General features: G+C 70.5%; 14 protein-coding genes and 1 riboswitch. Of the genes, 4 read left to right on the forward strand and 10 right to left on the reverse strand.

Features of this window, described 5'->3' with window-relative positions; all coding sequences use genetic code 11:
• Positions 1-27: 27 nt before the first annotated feature.
• Positions 28-1,434 (reverse strand): purine-cytosine permease family protein, encoded by a 1,407-nt coding sequence (locus PV342_RS34010; protein WP_500320038.1) that lies wholly within the window; start codon positions 1,432-1,434, stop codon positions 28-30.
• Positions 1,426-1,519: riboswitch (TPP riboswitch) on the reverse strand. It overlaps the preceding gene by 9 nt.
• Before the next feature lie 361 nt (positions 1,520-1,880).
• Between PV342_RS34010 and PV342_RS34015 the strand changes: the two genes are divergently transcribed.
• Complete coding sequence (locus PV342_RS34015) at positions 1,881-3,005, forward strand: SMI1/KNR4 family protein (protein WP_500320039.1); 1,125 nt, start codon at positions 1,881-1,883, stop codon at positions 3,003-3,005.
• 176 nt (positions 3,006-3,181) lie between these two features.
• Here the strand turns inward: PV342_RS34015 and PV342_RS34020 are convergent, their stop codons facing one another.
• The 7 genes from PV342_RS34020 to PV342_RS34050 all read right to left on the reverse strand — a co-directional run bounded on the left by PV342_RS34020 (position 3,182) and on the right by PV342_RS34050 (position 8,752).
• Positions 3,182-3,430 carry a hypothetical protein gene (locus PV342_RS34020; protein ID WP_500320041.1) on the reverse strand — a complete coding sequence of 83 codons (249 nt, stop codon included), beginning with the start codon at positions 3,428-3,430 and terminating at the stop codon, positions 3,182-3,184.
• A 302-nt stretch (positions 3,431-3,732) separates the two neighbouring features.
• A complete protein-coding gene (locus PV342_RS34025; protein ID WP_500320043.1) occupies positions 3,733-4,467 on the reverse strand; it encodes a hypothetical protein in 735 nt (244 codons plus the stop codon).
• 631 nt (positions 4,468-5,098) lie between these two features.
• A complete protein-coding gene (locus PV342_RS34030) occupies positions 5,099-5,260 on the reverse strand; it encodes a hypothetical protein (RefSeq protein WP_386995721.1) in 162 nt (53 codons plus the stop codon).
• Between the two features lie 235 nt (positions 5,261-5,495).
• Positions 5,496-6,029, reverse strand: a complete 534-nt coding sequence (locus tag PV342_RS34035) for a GNAT family N-acetyltransferase (RefSeq protein ID WP_018559462.1) — start codon at positions 6,027-6,029, stop codon at positions 5,496-5,498.
• Between the two features lie 379 nt (positions 6,030-6,408).
• Entirely contained in the window at positions 6,409-6,636 is a 228-nt protein-coding gene (locus PV342_RS34040) for a hypothetical protein (RefSeq protein ID WP_018559463.1), read from the reverse strand.
• Positions 6,637-6,826: 190 nt separating this feature from the next.
• On the reverse strand, positions 6,827-8,284 hold the full coding sequence (locus PV342_RS34045) for a glycoside hydrolase family 47 protein (RefSeq protein WP_500320046.1): 1,458 nt from the start codon (positions 8,282-8,284) through the stop codon (positions 6,827-6,829).
• Between the two features lie 174 nt (positions 8,285-8,458).
• The gene (locus PV342_RS34050; protein ID WP_500320048.1) at positions 8,459-8,752 is read right to left on the reverse strand and encodes a hypothetical protein; all 294 of its coding nucleotides are present in this window, start codon (positions 8,750-8,752) and stop codon (positions 8,459-8,461) included.
• A 159-nt stretch (positions 8,753-8,911) separates the two neighbouring features.
• On the opposite strand from PV342_RS34050, the gene PV342_RS34055 reads away from it, so the two are divergent.
• The 3 genes from PV342_RS34055 to PV342_RS34065 all read left to right on the forward strand — a co-directional run bounded on the left by PV342_RS34055 (position 8,912) and on the right by PV342_RS34065 (position 10,941).
• Complete coding sequence (locus PV342_RS34055) at positions 8,912-9,142, forward strand: hypothetical protein (RefSeq protein ID WP_386995726.1); 231 nt, start codon at positions 8,912-8,914, stop codon at positions 9,140-9,142.
• Positions 9,143-9,438: 296 nt separating this feature from the next.
• The gene (locus tag PV342_RS34060; protein ID WP_500320050.1) at positions 9,439-10,083 is read left to right on the forward strand and encodes an RraA family protein; all 645 of its coding nucleotides are present in this window, start codon (positions 9,439-9,441) and stop codon (positions 10,081-10,083) included.
• A 180-nt stretch (positions 10,084-10,263) separates the two neighbouring features.
• Positions 10,264-10,941, forward strand: coding sequence for a flavodoxin family protein (locus PV342_RS34065; protein WP_391580077.1), 678 nt, complete (start codon positions 10,264-10,266; stop codon positions 10,939-10,941).
• Between the two features lie 46 nt (positions 10,942-10,987).
• Here PV342_RS34065 and PV342_RS34070 read toward each other — a convergent pair whose 3' ends face one another.
• Together PV342_RS34070 and PV342_RS34075 are read right to left on the reverse strand one after the other, a co-directional pair.
• Positions 10,988-11,875, reverse strand: a complete 888-nt coding sequence (locus PV342_RS34070; protein ID WP_500320052.1) for an NmrA family NAD(P)-binding protein — start codon at positions 11,873-11,875, stop codon at positions 10,988-10,990.
• 917 nt (positions 11,876-12,792) lie between these two features.
• Complete coding sequence (locus PV342_RS34075; RefSeq protein ID WP_500320075.1) at positions 12,793-16,872, reverse strand: carboxypeptidase regulatory-like domain-containing protein; 4,080 nt, start codon at positions 16,870-16,872, stop codon at positions 12,793-12,795.
• Positions 16,873-17,093 lie beyond the last annotated feature (221 nt).

Below are 17,093 nucleotides of genomic sequence, written 5' to 3' on the forward strand. Positions count from 1 at the left end.
CTTGGGGGACGGACGGGGGACGATGGTTCAGGGCCGCGAACGGTGGCGCAGGCGCAGTGGGGTGTACACGCCGAGGGCCACGAGGAACGCCACGTAGTACGAGAGATCCGCGCCGTGCAGGGCCTCGGCCACCGGGCCGACGTACAGGCTGGTGTCCATGAACGGCACAGCGGCGGCGAAGGCGGCCACGAACGCGACGACGGCGTACCAGCCGGGCTGCGGTCGGCCGGTCTCGGCGGCGAGGTCGATCGGTGCGCCCGCTCTTGCCCGTGCCCGGGCCAGCCAGTCGACGATGACGATCGCGACGAATCCGGGAATCCAGTAGCCGACGAAGAGCAGCACGTTCTGGAAGCGGGCGGTGGTGTCGGCGGCGTGCATCCACAGGACCAGGGGGAAGCCGAGCACCGCGGCGAAGGCGGCCGCGGCGGGGCGGGGAACGCGCACACCGACGGTCTGCAGGGCCAGGGATCCGCTGTAGTCGTTCATGGCGTTGCTGCACAGGGCCGCCAGGGCGACGGCGAGCAGCCCGAACGCCCCGAGTGGCCCACCACCGAGCAGCTCGGCCACGCCTGCGGCGGTCTGGTCGGTGAGGACCGACGCGCCCCAGAGCCCGAGTGCCTGGACGCCCACGAAGGACACCACCAACCCCGCCAGCGTGTACCAGAACATGCGCGGGGCAGAGGTCGTCCGCGGCAGGTAGCGGCTGAAGTCACTGGCGTACGGAGCCCACGACAGGGCCAGACTCAACGCGATGGTGCTGGTCAGGACGAACGCCCCACCCCGGTCGGCGCCATGGGCGGAGCCGTTGGCCGCGGGGTGCACACCGTCGAGCAGCTTCCAGGCGATCAGCACGAAGGCGGCGGCGAGAACGAAGGTCATGACGATCTGGAGCCGGTGAACGGCCTCATAGCCCAGGACGCCGAGAGCACCCTGGGCGACCATCATGACCAGGACTCCGAGCCAGAACGGCCAGCCGCACAGCCGCGCCAGCGCGTCCCCGCCGAACAGCCCGATCAGCGCGTCCCAGGCGACCGAGGACAGCCACTGCAGGATGCCGGGCACCGCGACGGCCCGGCCGAAAGCGAGCCGGGCCAGCGGCAGCTGCCCCGCGCCGGTCCGGCTGCCCCAGGTGCCCAGGTAGGCGGTGGGTATCGCGCCGACCACGGTGCCGAGCACCACGGCCGTGAGCGCGGTGGCGAAGTCCAGGCCGAGGACTATCCCGATGGTGCCGGTGAACACGCCGGTCATCGTGAGATTGGGGGCGAACCACACGGTGAACAGGCGTCCCGGGCCGCCGTAACGGTTGCTCTCGGGGACCGGCTGTATGCCGTGTGCCTCGATCCGGAGATCGCCGGCGGCCGCCGGCATCCGGCCGTCGAAGACGGTCTGCCGGCCGTCGGCGGGCAGACCGCTGGAAACATGCGCCAATGGCATGGAAGACATCCCTCCGCCAGTACGAACTGGTTCAGGTTCGACGGGTGTGATCTCAGCCCCCGGTGGGGCACCCCGTGTCCGGTACGGGGGACAGAGTAACCCGACGGCGAAGCCCGGCGCGTCGACGGGATGGGACCTGCGCGGGTGGGACGGCCCACCTCTCGGCCGCTGAGGCTCACGCCCCGAGTGGGAGCGGCTCGCGTGGCGGTGCTGCCTCGGACGGGCGGACAGGAGGCGTCACGCAGAACTGGACACCTCGACGCCCGACGGGTAGACAAGCATGCGAAGCCTGGTGGGGACGGTTCCCTCGGTCAATGGCCCGTCAACCTGGGGCTTCACCACATCTGTCAGCCCAGCCACCGTGTTCTGGGGCAGGTTGGAAGAAGCTCATGTGCTTCAGCCCTCCCGGTCAACACCGCTCGCCCCCGGTAAAGGTCCATAGACCCGTGAATGCCTCAGACCCGCACGTCAACGCCTTCGCCAGGATCTTCGGCGATCCGCCGGCCGACTACGCCGTACCTGTCGACTGGGCGGCGGTCGAGTCCTGGTTGGGGACCGGCCTGCCCGCCGACTACAAGGCTGTCGCCGCCGCGTACGGCCCACTCGACATCGGCGCCTGGCTCTGGCTTCACATGCCCTGCGTGAACCGCGGTTGGTTCGACTACGGAGCCTGGGTCCAGCAGGCCCGGCGTGACGCCCCCGGCGTCCTTCCCTTCGGCGCCACCCGTACCGCCGACACCCTGTACTGGGACACCACAGAATCCGACGACCCCGACCAGTGGCCGGTCGTCATGCACTGCCAGGACGACGAGAACGCGGGCCGCGACCCCTGGCGGCGCTTCACGACGCCGCTCGTTCCGACGCTGGCCCGGCTCGTGGCCGACGGCATGCGCCCGGTGGCCTCCCGAAGCGGCATACAAAGCGACCTGGAGCGCACCCCGTGGACGCCGCCGCCGCGGCGGCCGGAGCCGACCGCTCGGCAGCGTGCGGCGCTCACCACAGGCAGCGGGCTGGATGCTCTGATCGCACTCGTGCCGCCGCCGGAGACGCCCGTGCTCGGTAAGCACAACTGGGACTGGCTGCGCGAACGGCTCGGTACATGTCTGCCTGGCGACTACGTACGGCTGATGGAGCGGTACGGGGCCGGCACCTGGTGCGGCTGGCTGCGTTTCAACCTCCCCTTCGGCGAGGGCCAGTACGCGCTCGCGCCGTGGGCCGAGTGGTACGCGGAGACGTACCAGGGGCAGCGCGAGGAGTTCCCTGAGTACCATCCTTTGGCGGTCCATCCCGAGCCCGGGGGATTCCTGCCCTTCGCCGATTCCATCGACGGCGACCAACTGTGCTGGCTGACCGAAGGCGCCACCCCGGACGACTGGCCGTTGATCGTCGTACCGCGCCATGGCGACCAAGGTCCCCCGCTCGACACCGACCTCACCGATACCCTGCTGGAGTGGCTGCGCGGCCGGTTCGCGACCCAAGGCCTGCCCCCGCTCGGACGCCGCGACGAGTACCCCCTCGACTACATCGGATTCGAGCACTACGGCGCAGAACCAGTTGCTGATGACCAATGAGTCAGCGCCGGTCGAGTTGCAGGGGCTGTGGCACGGGTCGCCTCATCGGCGTCGGCCCGGCGCTTGGCGTGGCGGATCTCCTGGGCAGCTTGCTGCGCCACCCACACAACGGCCTTTCGGTGGCGCGTGCATGGCCCTGACCTAGCGGACCCGCCTCTCGGTGCTCGGGTCGCGGGCTAGGTGTCCCGGCTGCGTTCGCGCCACTGGCGTCTCCTGTCAGCCGGGGCCGCGCTTCCAGCGGTAGTCCTCCGGTACGCGGCCCGTTTCGTCAATTCACGCCCGCACAGAATTCCCCACAGCAGGAGACCGAGCGCATCGAGGAAACGACTTATCTTGTCGTCCTCGGAGGTCACGAACACCAACTGCGGCACGATGAGCAACAGATACCAGGCCGGATGATTCTGCCATTTCGGCTTGTCCGTCACGCCTACCCCTCACAAAGCCGCACGCTCAGCACTGTCTTGAAACTGGTCAGGGGTTCGCCCGCACGACGTCCTTCGTGAGCGGTCCGGTGCCCGCGGGCCGTGGCTGAGGCGCCGCCGGCTCCGTCGCCGCGAACGCCTCCGTGCCGACGCCGCTGGGTGCCGCAGCCTGCGGCACCCTGCGCAATGACCACAGCCGCCACGGCCGCCCACTTCGTGCTACGCACAGCATCCCTTCCCGGGTCAGGGACTGTTTGCCCCCTTGATCAAGCGAGGAGTATGACAGGCGGTTGTGGCGGCGGTGATCAGCCCTCAGCTCCCGACTCTCCTGCCGGGGCCGGGCCGGCGCCACGGGCGAGGTCGCGCAGGGCGCGCATCACCGTGTCCGCCTCCTCCCCGCGCAATTCCTGACCAGGTCCCCCGAGAGCGACACCCCGGGCGGCGAGGTCGCGCAAGACCCGCAGCGCGGTGTCCGCCTCCACGGACTGCGGCTGCCGACCGGACCCCGCCGCCCGGAGGCCGCTCCCCATGGCAACGGAGATCGCTTCCCGGGCCGGGAGGAAGGCCATCGGGGCCGAGTACGCGGCCAGGTCGTCAACGCGGACCAGGCGCAGCCCGCCGGGTTCGATCCCGGAGCCGGACAGCACCACTTCGGTGTTCTCGACGCGGCCCCGGGCGACCCAGTGGGGGTTGCTGCCGTTCCGCCATAGTTCGAACGTCGCGGGTTTCCCGTCTGCGGTGATGGTGATGGGTTCGGGTACCGGCCGGCCGGCCGGAAGTCCCTCGTCGGGGTGGCAGTAGTCCTCCAAAGCGTCCTCCAGCACCTCGCGGGCCTCAGCGTTGCCGGAGGATGCGCTGAAAACCCTGACGTGCTCGGCCTGGGAGTCATAGGACGCAGAGCCGAACCACAGGAACACGTGCATGTCGCCGGTGACCTGGTTGTGGCCGCTACCCATGAACTGCCGTGATTCCGGCCAGTCGGCATCAACCGCGACGACCCTGAAGCGGTTCGCCGCAACAGGAGTGCCTTGTTCGTTCATGGATGGGATCGATCTCCTCGTGCTCGTTCGTGATCAGGCATCGTGCCAAGCACGGGTCCGGGGCCGGCGGGGCGGGCCCGGGCTGATCCGTGCACTGTCACTCGTGCGGGAACGGTCTCATCAGGCTCTGACAGCGGAGCGCCGCCGAGTTGCCGCAAGGTACCGCCTCGTTGACGGCATGACCGCTTTGTCGTGCTGCGCGGGCGCGGCTCAGTCGCGCCGTACGGAGATCAGGCACGCGGCCACGGCCAGCACCACCCCCGCCGCGAGGAGGTACAGGCCAAGACGGTCCTCGGTAACTGCCGGCGACCACACCCGCCAGGCCGACCGGGTGGTGAAGTCGGCTGCGAGGAAGTCCCGGTACATCCTGGGGGGAGCGCTGGTTCGGCCGCGCACCCACAGCAGGGCGCCGATTGCGGCGCAGGTCGCGGAGGTCGCATACAGGGCCGAGGTGGAGCGCGGGGCCGGTCTCTTCACGGGTTGTCTTTCGTCTTCGACGTCGTTGCGCGGATTGTCGCTGTTCGCGCGGGTTCGCGTTCATGCCCGGGCCGCCCTGCCTTCGGGAGCAACGCGGGTTTCGGTTCGACCACCCCGGGGCCCGGCCTGTACATCACGCCCTCTGCAACGCGCTTCAGACGCCCAGTAGCGCGGCGAGCAACAGAGCCGCCGTCGCGGAGAAGAGCCGCGGCTTCCTCCAGCCCGGCCCGGAAGCCTGGCGGTCCAATTCCCAGGCGACCACCAGTCCGCCACTCAGGCCCAGCACGCTCCGCAGCAGGAAAACGGGGGTGTGCACGGGGATCCTCCAGTGACTTCGAACGGGCCCGCAGGCTACCTATCGCATCGGTCGCGCGACACTCCGGGGTCCAAGTCTGGAAGGGGCACCGGGCCGGGCTCGACCGGGTAGGCGCATGCACCGGCGTGGCCCTGCCGGCCGGTCGGCGCCGCCCTGCCGAAAGAGGCTGATGGCCGGCCACGCTCCGCGTTCGCCTGGCCCATCCCGCCGGCAGGAGCCGTGGGGAGGCCGCGGTTCAGGCGTGGAACTCGCTGAGGTCGATCGTGTGGACGCGCAGCGGGAAACCGTACTCCGGGTGCGTGATCTCGCGCTGCGGCGCCATGCCGAGCTTGCGCATGACGTTCTCCGAGGCGTTGTCGCCGATCCGGGCGATGCCGATCAGGCGATCCAGGCCGCGGTCCTGGAGCGCGAACTCCATCGCGGCGTGAGCGGCCTCCGAGGCGTAGCCCTGGCCCCAGAACTGCGGACCGAGCCGCCAGCAGACGGACACTTGCGGCATCACCTCCGGAAGGAACTCCGGCAGCGTCAGGCCGGTGAAACCGGCCAGTTCGCCCGAGGCCAGCATCTCGACGGCGAAGAGGCCGAAGCCCTCCTCGTCCCACTCCTCCTCCCACCGCTCGATGGCTTCCGCCGTGTGTTCCAGGTCGCGCACGGAGCCGTCGCCGACCCAGCGCATCACCTGCGGGTCGCCGTTGATCTCGGCCATGGGTACAAGGTCGTCGTCGTGCCAGCGGCGCAGGAGGAGACGGGGAGTCTGGATCTCGGTCATGGGCTCATCCTGGCGAAGGAGACCCCTCAACGGTAATCGGGGATGGGCAAGGCGGTCTTCTCTCCCGGGAACCAGCTCACCCCACGACACCGTGGCCCGGCGCGCCGCACAACCCGTCCGGCCCCTGGGCTACCACCAGATGACCCGGCAGGTCCGGTCTGCCCCTGCGGGCCGGGTGGCCCAGTCGGACCCGGCGGACCCGGCGGACCGGTCGAATATCCGATCATGTTCGGACCGCGAGGACAGCGCCTACGACCTCGCACCCCTCCAGCCCTCGGCGGCGGGCCCCCACCGCGGCGGGGGCACCGGTGACGTTTGCGTGCCGCGACACCTGACGCCCCCTACCGGGCACCCTGTCGGGCGAACGCGCCCGGGAAGGTCACAGGGCCGCGCGCTGAGCAGCCTGGTAGGCGTCCCACAGTGGCTGCACGACCGTGCAATCCCGGGCGGCGCCGTCTCGGCACGTAGGGCATTCGGTGGCGTGGTCCAGCCATGTGCGGTACGCCGCCTGGACCGCCTGGTTCGCCTGCGTCACACGGGCCCGGACCACTGCGCCGGGACCCGAGCCGGTCTCCAGCCAGCGCTCCGTGTACCCGGACTCCCCCATGGCCAAAGACTCCTCAACCTCACCGGATCCCGCATCCGGCTCGCCCCGACAGCAGACCCCTAATGTATCGATGTGTGGCGTGCCACATCTCGAACTGGCGCATCATCTGGACAACTCCAGCGTCTTGGGCTTGTGACTGGCTGGATCCTTGCGGTACGCACCACCCCGCAGCGGGGGGACCGGCCGCGCGTCACTTCCCGACAGGGCCACCGCCGCCCGGCGCGGGAGCGGGGGCCCGCAGCCCGCGCAGCACATTGCCCTCCGTCGTCAGATAGCCGGATCCGTAGTCGAAGCGGCGCGCCTCGGCGAACAGCAGGTAGTAGTACTTGGCGTTCTCGCTGAACCAGTACGCCGGGGTGAGGTCCCCCGTCTTCATCGGGGACGCCGTCACATCGCGGACGACCGTGTAGCCGTTGGCGACCCTGCAGTACCGCTCCTGGCGGTCGAACATCTCGCGGGCGCGCTCTCGGTACAGCTCCTTGCCGGTGACGAGCCACAGGGACAGGCAGGCGTCGACGTACTCGGGGCGCAGGGGATAAGAGGGGACCTCCGCGCGCAGGCTGCGGTAGTCGAGGAGGTCCGGTGGCAGGCGGAAGGCGTCGAGCACGGCCGTCCAGCTGTCGTGGTAGCTCTCGCCTTCGGCGACGCGCCCGCTGCGGGTCAGCAGTCCGGCGTAGAAGGCGGTCAGTTCGGACTGGACCCGGCCTGTGGCGCGACCGGTGCTCATCTCGGCCTGGCGGAACCACAGCCGCCCCGTGCTCCGGTCGGCGAGGTATCTGAAGATCCCGGCGGTGAGGGTGCTGTACCAGGTGCGCAGTTCCTCGTCGCCGTACAGCTTCCAGCCGTACCAGAGGTACTCGAAGAAGGAGTCGGCCGGCGGATCGAGGGTCGCGGTGGTCCCGGTCCACGCGCCGGTCTCGACGTCGAGGGTGGTGCCCAGCAGGTCCAGCCGCGAGCGGCGTTCGCAGGCGGCGCGCAGGGCCTTCTTGGCCACGTCGTAGTAGGTGCGGTCGCCGGTGAGCCGCGACAGCTCACCGAACTCGGTGATGCAGCTGCCGATCTCGGCGAGGTGGTTGTCGCGGCCGCTCACCGCACTCGTGGAGAGGTTGACGAACCGGTAGGGGGCGCCCGTGGGCGATGCGAGGAAGGCGGGCATCAGCCGGTCCGCGAGGTCCCGGGCCAGGTCGAGCAGCGCGTGGTCCCCGGTCGCGAGGTGCCCCGACAGGAGCCCCCCGACCAACCGGATGATCACCTCGAAGACCTGGACGGAGACGTCCTGATCGAGGACGAGCTCGTGCTTCACCCACCGGACGGCCGCGTCCAGCTCCTCGTCCAGCTCCATCAGGTACAGCGTGTCGAGCGCCTCGACGATCGTCAGACCGAACGTGTGGCCCTGGGCGAAGAAGTCCGCGCCGCGGCCACTGAGCGGCCGCAGCTCGTCCCGTCCCCAGGCCAGCCGCCGATAGGCGTCCCAGGCGTGACGGAACGCCGCCACGGACTCCTCCCCCAGACCCGCGTACGGCTCCGCCGCCGCTCTGGCGGAACCGTGCGCGGACACGACCGGGACGGCCGCTACGGGGGTGAAGGCCGCGAGAGCACCGAGCAGCCCGCGCCGCGAGAGAGAGCCGGGACCCGCGCATTTCCTCATGCCCGGGAACATCCCCCGAAAGCCCAGCCCCCCTCACACGAATGACGGAACATCACCGTGTTGACGGGACGGCCTGGGACGGCCCTCCGGCAGAGCACCGCCCGGGCCTTTCGGGTCTGCTCCCGTCCCTTGGCCGGTGAGCCGCCTCCGCACGCCCCCGCAGCGCACGAACGGTCAGGCGGTGACGGCGACGGCGGTCAGAGGGCGCTCGCGGCGCGCGATCCGGTAGGTCAGGAGCACCAGGCGGTACATGAGGGACCGCCGCCGCATCCGTTCCCTTACCGGGACGGTTTCCAGGGCGTCCAGGAGCCGGGCGGTGCCCCGGAACGCCGCCCCGTCGCGGGCGACTGGAGGAGGAACGGCCTGATGGCCGCGAACGCGGTGCGCGTGGCCCTTCCCGTCCTCCGCGCCGCGAGCGGTCCCCACGTCCGGGGTCGGGAGGACCACGGACCCCGGGGCTTCCAGCACGGCAGGGGTTCCCCCGAACCGTCCGGTCCAGCGCCCCGGACCCACGACGCACCGCTCCAGCGCCGGCTCCGGGCGCTGTCCGAGAAGACGACCGGAACCCGCCGGATCACTCGTACGTCCGCACTGACAGAGCCGAGCCCACACCACCGAGAGGCGGCCATGTCGCACCCCGCGGAACCCCTCGTCGAATACTGCTTCATCATCACCTTCAGCCATCGCGAGCAGGATCTGATGACCTTCTCCGGCACATACACCCCCTCACCGGGAATGACCAGGCACGACGTCTACACCACCATCCGTGCCGATCATGTGCGGCGGTTGCCCTCGCACATCCAGAGCAGCCACTACCAGGTGACCTACTTCTCGCTGGAACGCAACCAGCTGACCTGACCGGATGCCCGTCCGCGCCCGGAGCACGCCCCTCCGAGCAGCCCGGGCGCGCGACCCGATTCCGTCCTAGGATCAGCTGAACCGCGCCGCCGGCAGGATGCGCGCTCTGGCGCATGACTCGGGGATCACCCGAACGGGGTATCGACCCGCGCGGCGCCGCGGGCGCCTGGCGATGCGCCCGGGCCGGACAACCGGTGGCTGCGCTCGTCCGTGACGCTCCCGAGGAGACCGAGGTACGCCTGGAACACGGCGCCCCACATCGGCGGACAGACCACGAGCGGGCCAGGAGGAGACGCATGAGCAGTGATCACGGCAGCGAGTACGCGGCCACCGCCGCACGGCTCGGCTGCGCGCCCCTGGTGGACGCCATGGGCCGCCTCCACAACCACCGCGCGCACATCCTCGCCCTGTGCAGCCCCGACCCCACCAGGCCGCTCTTCGGGCCGGCCGCCACTCTCGCCTACCTGCCCTACCGGGACGACCTGCCACAGACGGCGGCCGGCTTCGGCGAACTCTTCGATCAGGCGGTCGGCGACGACCCGGCCGGGAAGGTCCTGGTGCTCTCCAGCGGCGGCTATCGGGACGTCTCACACGGCGGGGGGACGAAACTGTCCAGGGTCGCCCTTCACGGGCTGGCCGGAGTGCTGGCGGACGGCAGGCTGCGGGACTTCGCCCAGTTGCGCGACCACGGGTTCGCGACCTGGTGCCAAGGCGAGGCGACACGCTGGGGCGGCGACACCATCATGCCGTTCGCGGCCGGCGTCACGGTAGAGATCGCCGGTGTGTGCGTGACTCCCGGTGACTACGTCTTCGCCGACACGGCGGGAGCCGTGGTCATTCCGCGGGCCAGTATCGAGCGGGTCCTTCAGGAGGCGGCCGAGATCGACGCCGAGGACGCCGCATACGTCGCCCGGATCCGCGACGAGCACTCACCGCGCTAGCGCGCGGTACGCCCGGTCGTCGGGTTGCCCGGGCGTCGTGTGTGGGTGAGCCTCCTCGAAGAGGACATGGCTCCCCACCGGGCGTCCTCCGGACGGGACCCACGCTGGGAGGAACAGGTGACGACCCACCCGACGACCGCACCCGCGGCACAGGTGCCGCAGTTCGAAGGACTGCGCGCCATGTTCGTCAACACCACGCTGAAGCGCTCACCGGAGACCAGCAACACCGACGGGCTCATCGACCTGAGCGCGGGCATCATGCGCGGGCACGGCGTGCGGGTGGAGCGGGTCCGCGCGGTGGACCACGACATCGCGACGGGCGTGTGGCCCGACATGAGGGAACACGGCTGGGCCGACGACGCCTGGCCGGACCTGTTCGAGCGAGTCCTGGCCGCGGACGTCCTCGTGCTGTGCGGGCCCATCTGGCTGGGTGACAACAGTTCGGTGATGAAGCGCGTCATCGAACGGCTCTACGGTTGCTCCAGCCTGCTCAACGACGCAGGGCAGTACGCCTATTACGGACGCGTCGGCGGTTGTCTGATCACCGGGAACGAGGACGGGATCAAGCACTGCGCCATGAACGTCCTCTACAGCCTCCAGCATCTCGGCTACACGATTCCGCCGCAGGCCGACGCCGGGTGGATCGGGGAGGCAGGACCGGGACCCTCGTATCTCGACCCGGGCTCGGGCGGCCCGGAGAACGACTTCACCAACCGCAACACGGCGTTCATGACCTACAACCTCCTGCATCTGGCGGCCATGCTGCGAAGCGCGGGAGGATTCCCGGCGTACGGCAACCAGCGCGCCGAGTGGGACGCCGGCTGCCGCCCCGACTTCCCGAACCCGGAACACCGATGACGTCGTTGCCACCATCGGGACATGTGAGTCGCCCGGGGCCGGCCGACTACGTGCCCGGCCTGCCGTAGTCGAGCTCGAAGGCCGAGCGGTGTTCGTCGACGAACTCCTCGACCGTCGTGAGCGGCTGCCCGTTGATGCGCGGCGCCGTGTCACTGATGCCCGCGAGAAGGCCCTCCTGCTGGTCGAGCGTCACGGCCTCGAAGTGCTTGAGCTTCGCCATGTCATGCCCGATGCCGAGCAACTCGAGGAAGGTGGCCGGGGTGACCTGCTCGTACGGAAGGTCCCTGCCCAGCACCCGGCCGACCTCCGCGGCGAGCTCTTCATGGCTGTATTCCACAGGGCCGGTGAGGGCGTAGACCTTCCCGCCGTGCTCTTCGGGCGAGGCGAAGATGTTGGCGGCGGTCAGCGCGATGTCGCGGCCCGCGATCGGGGCGAAGCGGCTCTCCTTGCCGAACGGCATCACGTACCGGCCGTAGCGGATCAGCCCGGAGATGTAGAGCAGCCACTGCATGAAGAACGTGACCCTCAGGTGAGTGGTGGGAACTCCGGACCATTGGAAGATCTGCTCGGAGAGCCAGTGGTTCTGCGTGGCCTTGCTGTGCGCGTGCGGCCGGGACTGGAAGTGCGACATGTTCACGATGAGCTCGATGTCCTCCTCGCGGGCGGCCTGGGCGAACATCACGGCGGCCTCCACCAGTCCGTCGCCGATCGGGTAGTTGAAATAGGCGCGCTGGACGCCTTCCATGGCCTTGCGAACGTCGCGGAGGTCGAGCAGGTCGCCGAATACGACGTCGGCTCCCTTGTCACGCAGTCGCTGGGCCCGCTCGTCGTCCGTGCGGACCATGGCGCGCACGTGGAAGCCTTCCCTGAGCAGGTAGTCGACCATCGGTCGGCCGGTCTCGCCGTTGGCTGTCGTGATCAAAATCGTGGTCATCGATTCCTTCTTCTCTGCTTCGCCGGGTGGCACGTCGTGCACGGGGCCTGGGCCTCGGGCCCGGACGCGGGACCGCGGATGGTGCCCGTCCGCACACCGGCAGGGATGTCCGGTGGTGCCCTGTGGACATCCCTGCGGGCAATCGGACCATACGCACATATAGATTACATATAGAATCTAAAAAGCTCAAGGATCGCCACCTCGGGATGCTGACGGCGGCGGACAGAACGGCTGCCCACCGGCGATACGCCGGACGCCGCCAGAGCCCGCACCTACCGGGCGGGGACAGCTTCGGCGCCACGGGCACAGCGCCCGTCTCGCTCACGCCGTTCGGGCCGTCGGCGAGGCGGTTCATGTGGGAGCGGCCGTGGCCGGCCGGTCGGGGCCCGGGCGTCAGAGGACCACGGCACCGGGCCGGTGCCCCGGCCGGGCGGATGCTGGCGGCCACCGACCCGGAGACGATGCTGTTCGCGGGCAGTACGGAGAGTCTGCCGCGGTCGGCGCGCTGGAGTCGCGGCCGGATGGTGCTGACCGGGGACGCGGCACATGCCCCTCCTCCAGCTCGGGCCAGGGGGCCTCGCTCGCCGCGGAGAGCGCCGTCGAACTCGCCCGCTGTCTGCGCGATCCGCCCCTGCCTCGGGCGCCGGCCCGCTATGAGGAGCTGCGCCGGCCCCGGGTGGAGAGGATCGTCAGGGAGACGGCCCGCACCAACGCCCGCAAGGCCGCGGGCCCGGTCGGGCGGATGGTTCGTGACGCGCTGCTGCCGGTGATGTTCAAGCCGGCCAAGCCCGAGAAGAACGCGTGGCAGTTCCGGTACCCGATCGATTTCGACGCCCCGGTGGGGACGGCAGGGACGGGAACGGGCCGGCCCCGAGGGGCCGGCCCGCCTCCGTTTCCGCCGGATCGGCGGGTGCTCCCTACTGCTTCTTGAGCGTGAAGTCGCCGGTGACGGTCTCCCCCTTCCTGACCTTCATCGTGGTGGCCACCGGGCGGTAGCCGTCCTTGGCGACGATGACGTCCAGCGGGTTGTTGCGGGAGTCCAGCCACAGGGAGTAGGTGCCGTCGGCGGCCGTCCTGAGCGAGTAGTCGGCGGCCCAGCTGCCGATCTCGACGGTGGCGCCGGCCAGTGGCTTGGTGGTGCCGTCGCTCTGGACGCCGCGGACGGTGCCGGTGATCTTGCCCCAGGTCTTCGGCGGGTCGACGTGCAGGGTCACCGGGATCTTCCGCATCCCGTACGGGGTGTCGTTGTCCAGCGCCAGCTGCGCGGTGAAGTCACCCGGCTGCGCGATCTCGGGCACGGATGCGTCCAGCGTGACGGTGACCGTCGTGCTCGCCCCGGGCTGCAGGGTGAAGTGCTGGGTACTCGTCCTCAGCCACGGGACGTCGGTCGTGCCGCCCTGGTCGTATCCGGGCAGGAACTCCACGGTGCTGCTCGGGGTGTACGGCTCGCTTCCGCCGCCGATCTTGTAGAGGCCGAGGGCGGCGCCGCCGCGGTAGGTGGCCACGTCGGCGTTGGGCAGGGCGGTCCAGGCGCCGGCCTGCGGGTCGTAGGCGAAGCCCTGGTTGGTGAGGGCTTCGTGGCTGATGCCGCTGGTCATCAGGAGCCGGTCGTTCGCCGCGGTGGAGGACGAGCTCCACAGCGGGATCGGCAGGTCGGGAAGCGACGTCCAGGTGTCGGCGGCCGGGTCGTACACGTAGGCGTGCTTGCTCTCACCGATGGAGTCCGCGTTGCCGCCGGCGCAGTAGAGCTTGCCGTTGACGCCGCCGCACGACTCCCAGGCTACGCGCTCGGGGTAGTCGGCGATCCGGGACCAGGTGTCGGTGTCGGGGTCGTAGGAGTACGCCTCGACGGTGCCGCAGCGGTCGTCGCAGCCGCCGACGGTGTAGAACTTGCCGTCGAGAGCCGCGTTGCCCTGGCCGGCGTAGGCCGCGGGCGCCGGTGCCCCGGTGCTCCAGCGGTCGGCGACGGGGTCGTAGATCTCCAGCTTGGGATCGGTGGTGCTGTCCGGGAGCCAGCCGCCCACGGTGTAGAACCTGCCGTCGACGAACTGGCCCGAGGGGGCCTCCCGGCGGTCCGCCGCGCCGGCCACCTGGCTCCAGGTGCCGACGACGGGGTCCAGGACGTACATCGCGTTGCTGACGTCGAAGCCGGTGTAGCCGAAGGCGGAGTAGACCTTGCCCTCGTAGGTGCCGACCGCGTTGCCGAGGACGGTCTCCGGGAGGTTGGGGGCGGTCTGCCAGGCGTCCCCGGACGGTGCCGCGGTGCGCTGCGACCGGGACGGGGCGGGGCCCTTCTTGCTCGCGTGCGGGGAGAAGTGCCCCTTGACGGTCTGCAGGGGTGCGCCGCTGCCGAGGGCCTGGGGCCGGAAGCCCCCGGCCCGTTCGCCCGCTGTCACGGTGACGGGCGCGCCGCCGGTGTTCTTGACCGTCATGTTCCGCGTGGTGGACTTGCCCCAGCCGAGGGTGGCGCCGACGGCGTCCGGGGTCACGGTCAGCTGGCCGGCCTTGAGCTCGTAGGAGACCGGGACCACGCTGTCGGCCGCGATGCCGACGGTCTTGCTCAGCTCCGTGTAGCGCGGCCTTGCCGCGCTGACCTCGTGCTTCCCGAGGCCGGGCGAGAACATGAGGTAGAGCCCGTCACCGCGTGCCGGGTCCTCGGGGGTCGCGACGGTCGTCGCGGTTGCCCCCGGCACGTCCTTGACGGTGACGCCGGCGCCGACGAGTCCGTCGCCGGTGTTGGCGTCGGTCACGGTGCCGGTGACCAGTCCTCCGGGAGTGGCCGTGTAGCCGCGGTCGCCGACGAAGACGTCGTCGACGCCCCACCACCAGGCGAACTCGGTGACGAAGTGGAAGCGCACCCGGACGTCCCGCTTGCCCGCGAGGCCGTCGAGCGGGATCTCGACCTTGGCGTGGTCGGCGAAGCCCGCCGTCGCGGTCCACAGGGACTTCCATGTGGCGCCGTCGTCGGAACTTGCGTCGACCGAGACGGCCTTGCCGTCGGACACGAAGTACATGGCGTCGAAGGCCAGTTCGGGGTCGGTCGCGTCGGTCAGGTCGTAGGCGGGGCTGATCAGCTGCGTGTCGTGGGGCGAGCCGATCGTGGGGTTGTCGGCGATGGCGAAGGCTCCGTCGCCGCCGGTCTGGTTGCCGCGCCCTTCGGGGTCGTCGAAGGTCCAGCCGCCCTCGCTGCCGTCGGCGTTGACGACGCGCCAGCCCTGCGGGGCGGAGTCGGTGGACGCGAAGTGCTCGGTGGCGCCGTCCAGGTGCACGGCGTAGCCGGGTGCGGTGGCCTTCCAGGGGTCGGCCCGCAGGGGCAGCTGGAGCGACTGGGGCGCGTCGGTGACGGTCAGGGACCTGGTCGCCGTCGTGTAGCCGGGCAGTGACGCGTCGGCGTGGAGGGTGTAGTCGTGGCCCTCGGGAAGGCTGAGGGTGAAGGCGCCGGTGGCCGGGTCGGTCCACACCGGGCCGCCGGGGACGCCGTCCACGGTGATCTTGGCGTAGAGCGGCCAGCCGTGGCCGGAGCCGTCGCCGACCTTGCCGGAGATGGTCTGGCTGGGGACGGGCTTCAGCGCGAAGTCCCGGGTGAGGGCGCCGTCTTCGGTGACGTCGATATCCGTGGCGGTGCCGCCGGCGTAGCCGTAGGCGTCGACGGTGACGTCGTAGTGGCCGACCGGAAGGCCGAGGGTGTAGCCGCCGTCGGCCCCGGTGCGTGTGACGTTCCCGGTTCCCGCGCCGACGGTGGCACCGGCCAGCGGCTTGCCGGTGGCCTGGTCGGTGACGGTGCCGGACAGCGTCCCGTGCGGGCCGGTCCGGAAGGCCCGCAGCCCGTCGGGGGTGCCCAGACCGGTCGGACCGTCGTATCCGGCGGAGCCGGAGCACAGGTAGGCCGGGGTGCAGGTGCCGTTGTCCCCGGCGGTGACGTCGAAGAGCCCCCCGTCCGCCGCGTAGGGGTAGGAGTTCGGGTAGGTGCCCGCGACGGGGGTGCCGGCGTTGGCGTAGACCGCGGCGATGATGGGCGAACCGGCGCTGGTGCCGCCGAACTGCGCCCAGCCGCCGCCACCGTAGGTCTGGTACACCGCGACGGGCGTGGCGGGGTCGGCCACCGCAGACACGTCGGCGACGGCGCGGTTGGCGCAGCCGGTGTCCTTCTGGAAGGCCGGCTTGGGCACGTAGAGCGAGCACCCGGACCCCGCGCCGCCCCAGGCGGTCTCGGACCAGCCGCGGCCGCTCCCGCCGTCGGCGGTCAGGGAGGTGCCGCCCACCGCCGTCACATGGGAGGACGCGGCCGGATAGGAGACGCCGTAACCGAAGTCGCCGGATGAGGCGACCATGGCGACGCCGGGGTGGTCGTAGTGGGCGTCGAGCACCGTCGTCTGGTAGGGGTCCTCACCGCTGCCGAAGCGGTAGTCGGTGCCATAGGAGTTGGAGACGAACTTGGCGCCGAGTGCCACCGCCGTGTCGACGGCGGCGCCGAGGTCCTCGAATCCCGGGGTGTCGGCCTCGACGAGCAGGATGTGGGCCTCGGGGGCGATCGCCGAGACCATGTCCAGGTCGAGGGAGATCTCCCCGGCCCAGTCCGGGTCGGGCTGCGGGTAGTCGGTACCGCCGCGCTGGTCGACCTTCGTGAAGCAGCCGTTGTCCGTGGTGCATGCGGGCAGGCCGTACTGCTCGCGGTAGACAGCGAGGTCGTCCTCGGCGGTGGGGTCGTCGAAGGCGTCGACGATGGCGATCGTCTGCCCTGCTCCGCCGCCCGCCGGGACGTTGTAGGCCGAGCGCAGATCGGCCGGGCCGAACCCGCCCGGCGCCGCCTGGGTCCGCAGGCCCTTGGACGGCTTCACATCGGTGCGGCGCAGGGCGTAGCAGGTGGCCTCGCCCTTCTTGGCGGCGCCGCACGCCGCCTCGTAGGGCGCGTGGCCGTCAGCGGTCGTGGCGGCGGTGGCACTCGCTGTGGACGGCGCCGCGGCCTGGGACGGCGTCTGGATGCCCAGGACGGCCATCGCGGCGGTGACGATCACCGCCGGCCAGGTGGACATCCGCCGCCGCAGCGGTGGAACGGATATGTGTGGTACGTGCAACGTCCGACTCCCAAGTCATCACAGGAACGCCGAGTCATGAAGGTTCGACAGCGACTTCTGTGGTCGCCGGGAGTCCATTAGCGGAGAGATCTTGTGTCCATGTCAACGCCGAAAAGGGCGGAAAAGGGCCACCGTTTTGCTTT

It is taken from the genome of Streptomyces sp. PA03-3a, from assembly GCF_033792735.1.
GTDB lineage: Bacteria > Actinomycetota > Actinomycetes > Streptomycetales > Streptomycetaceae > Actinacidiphila.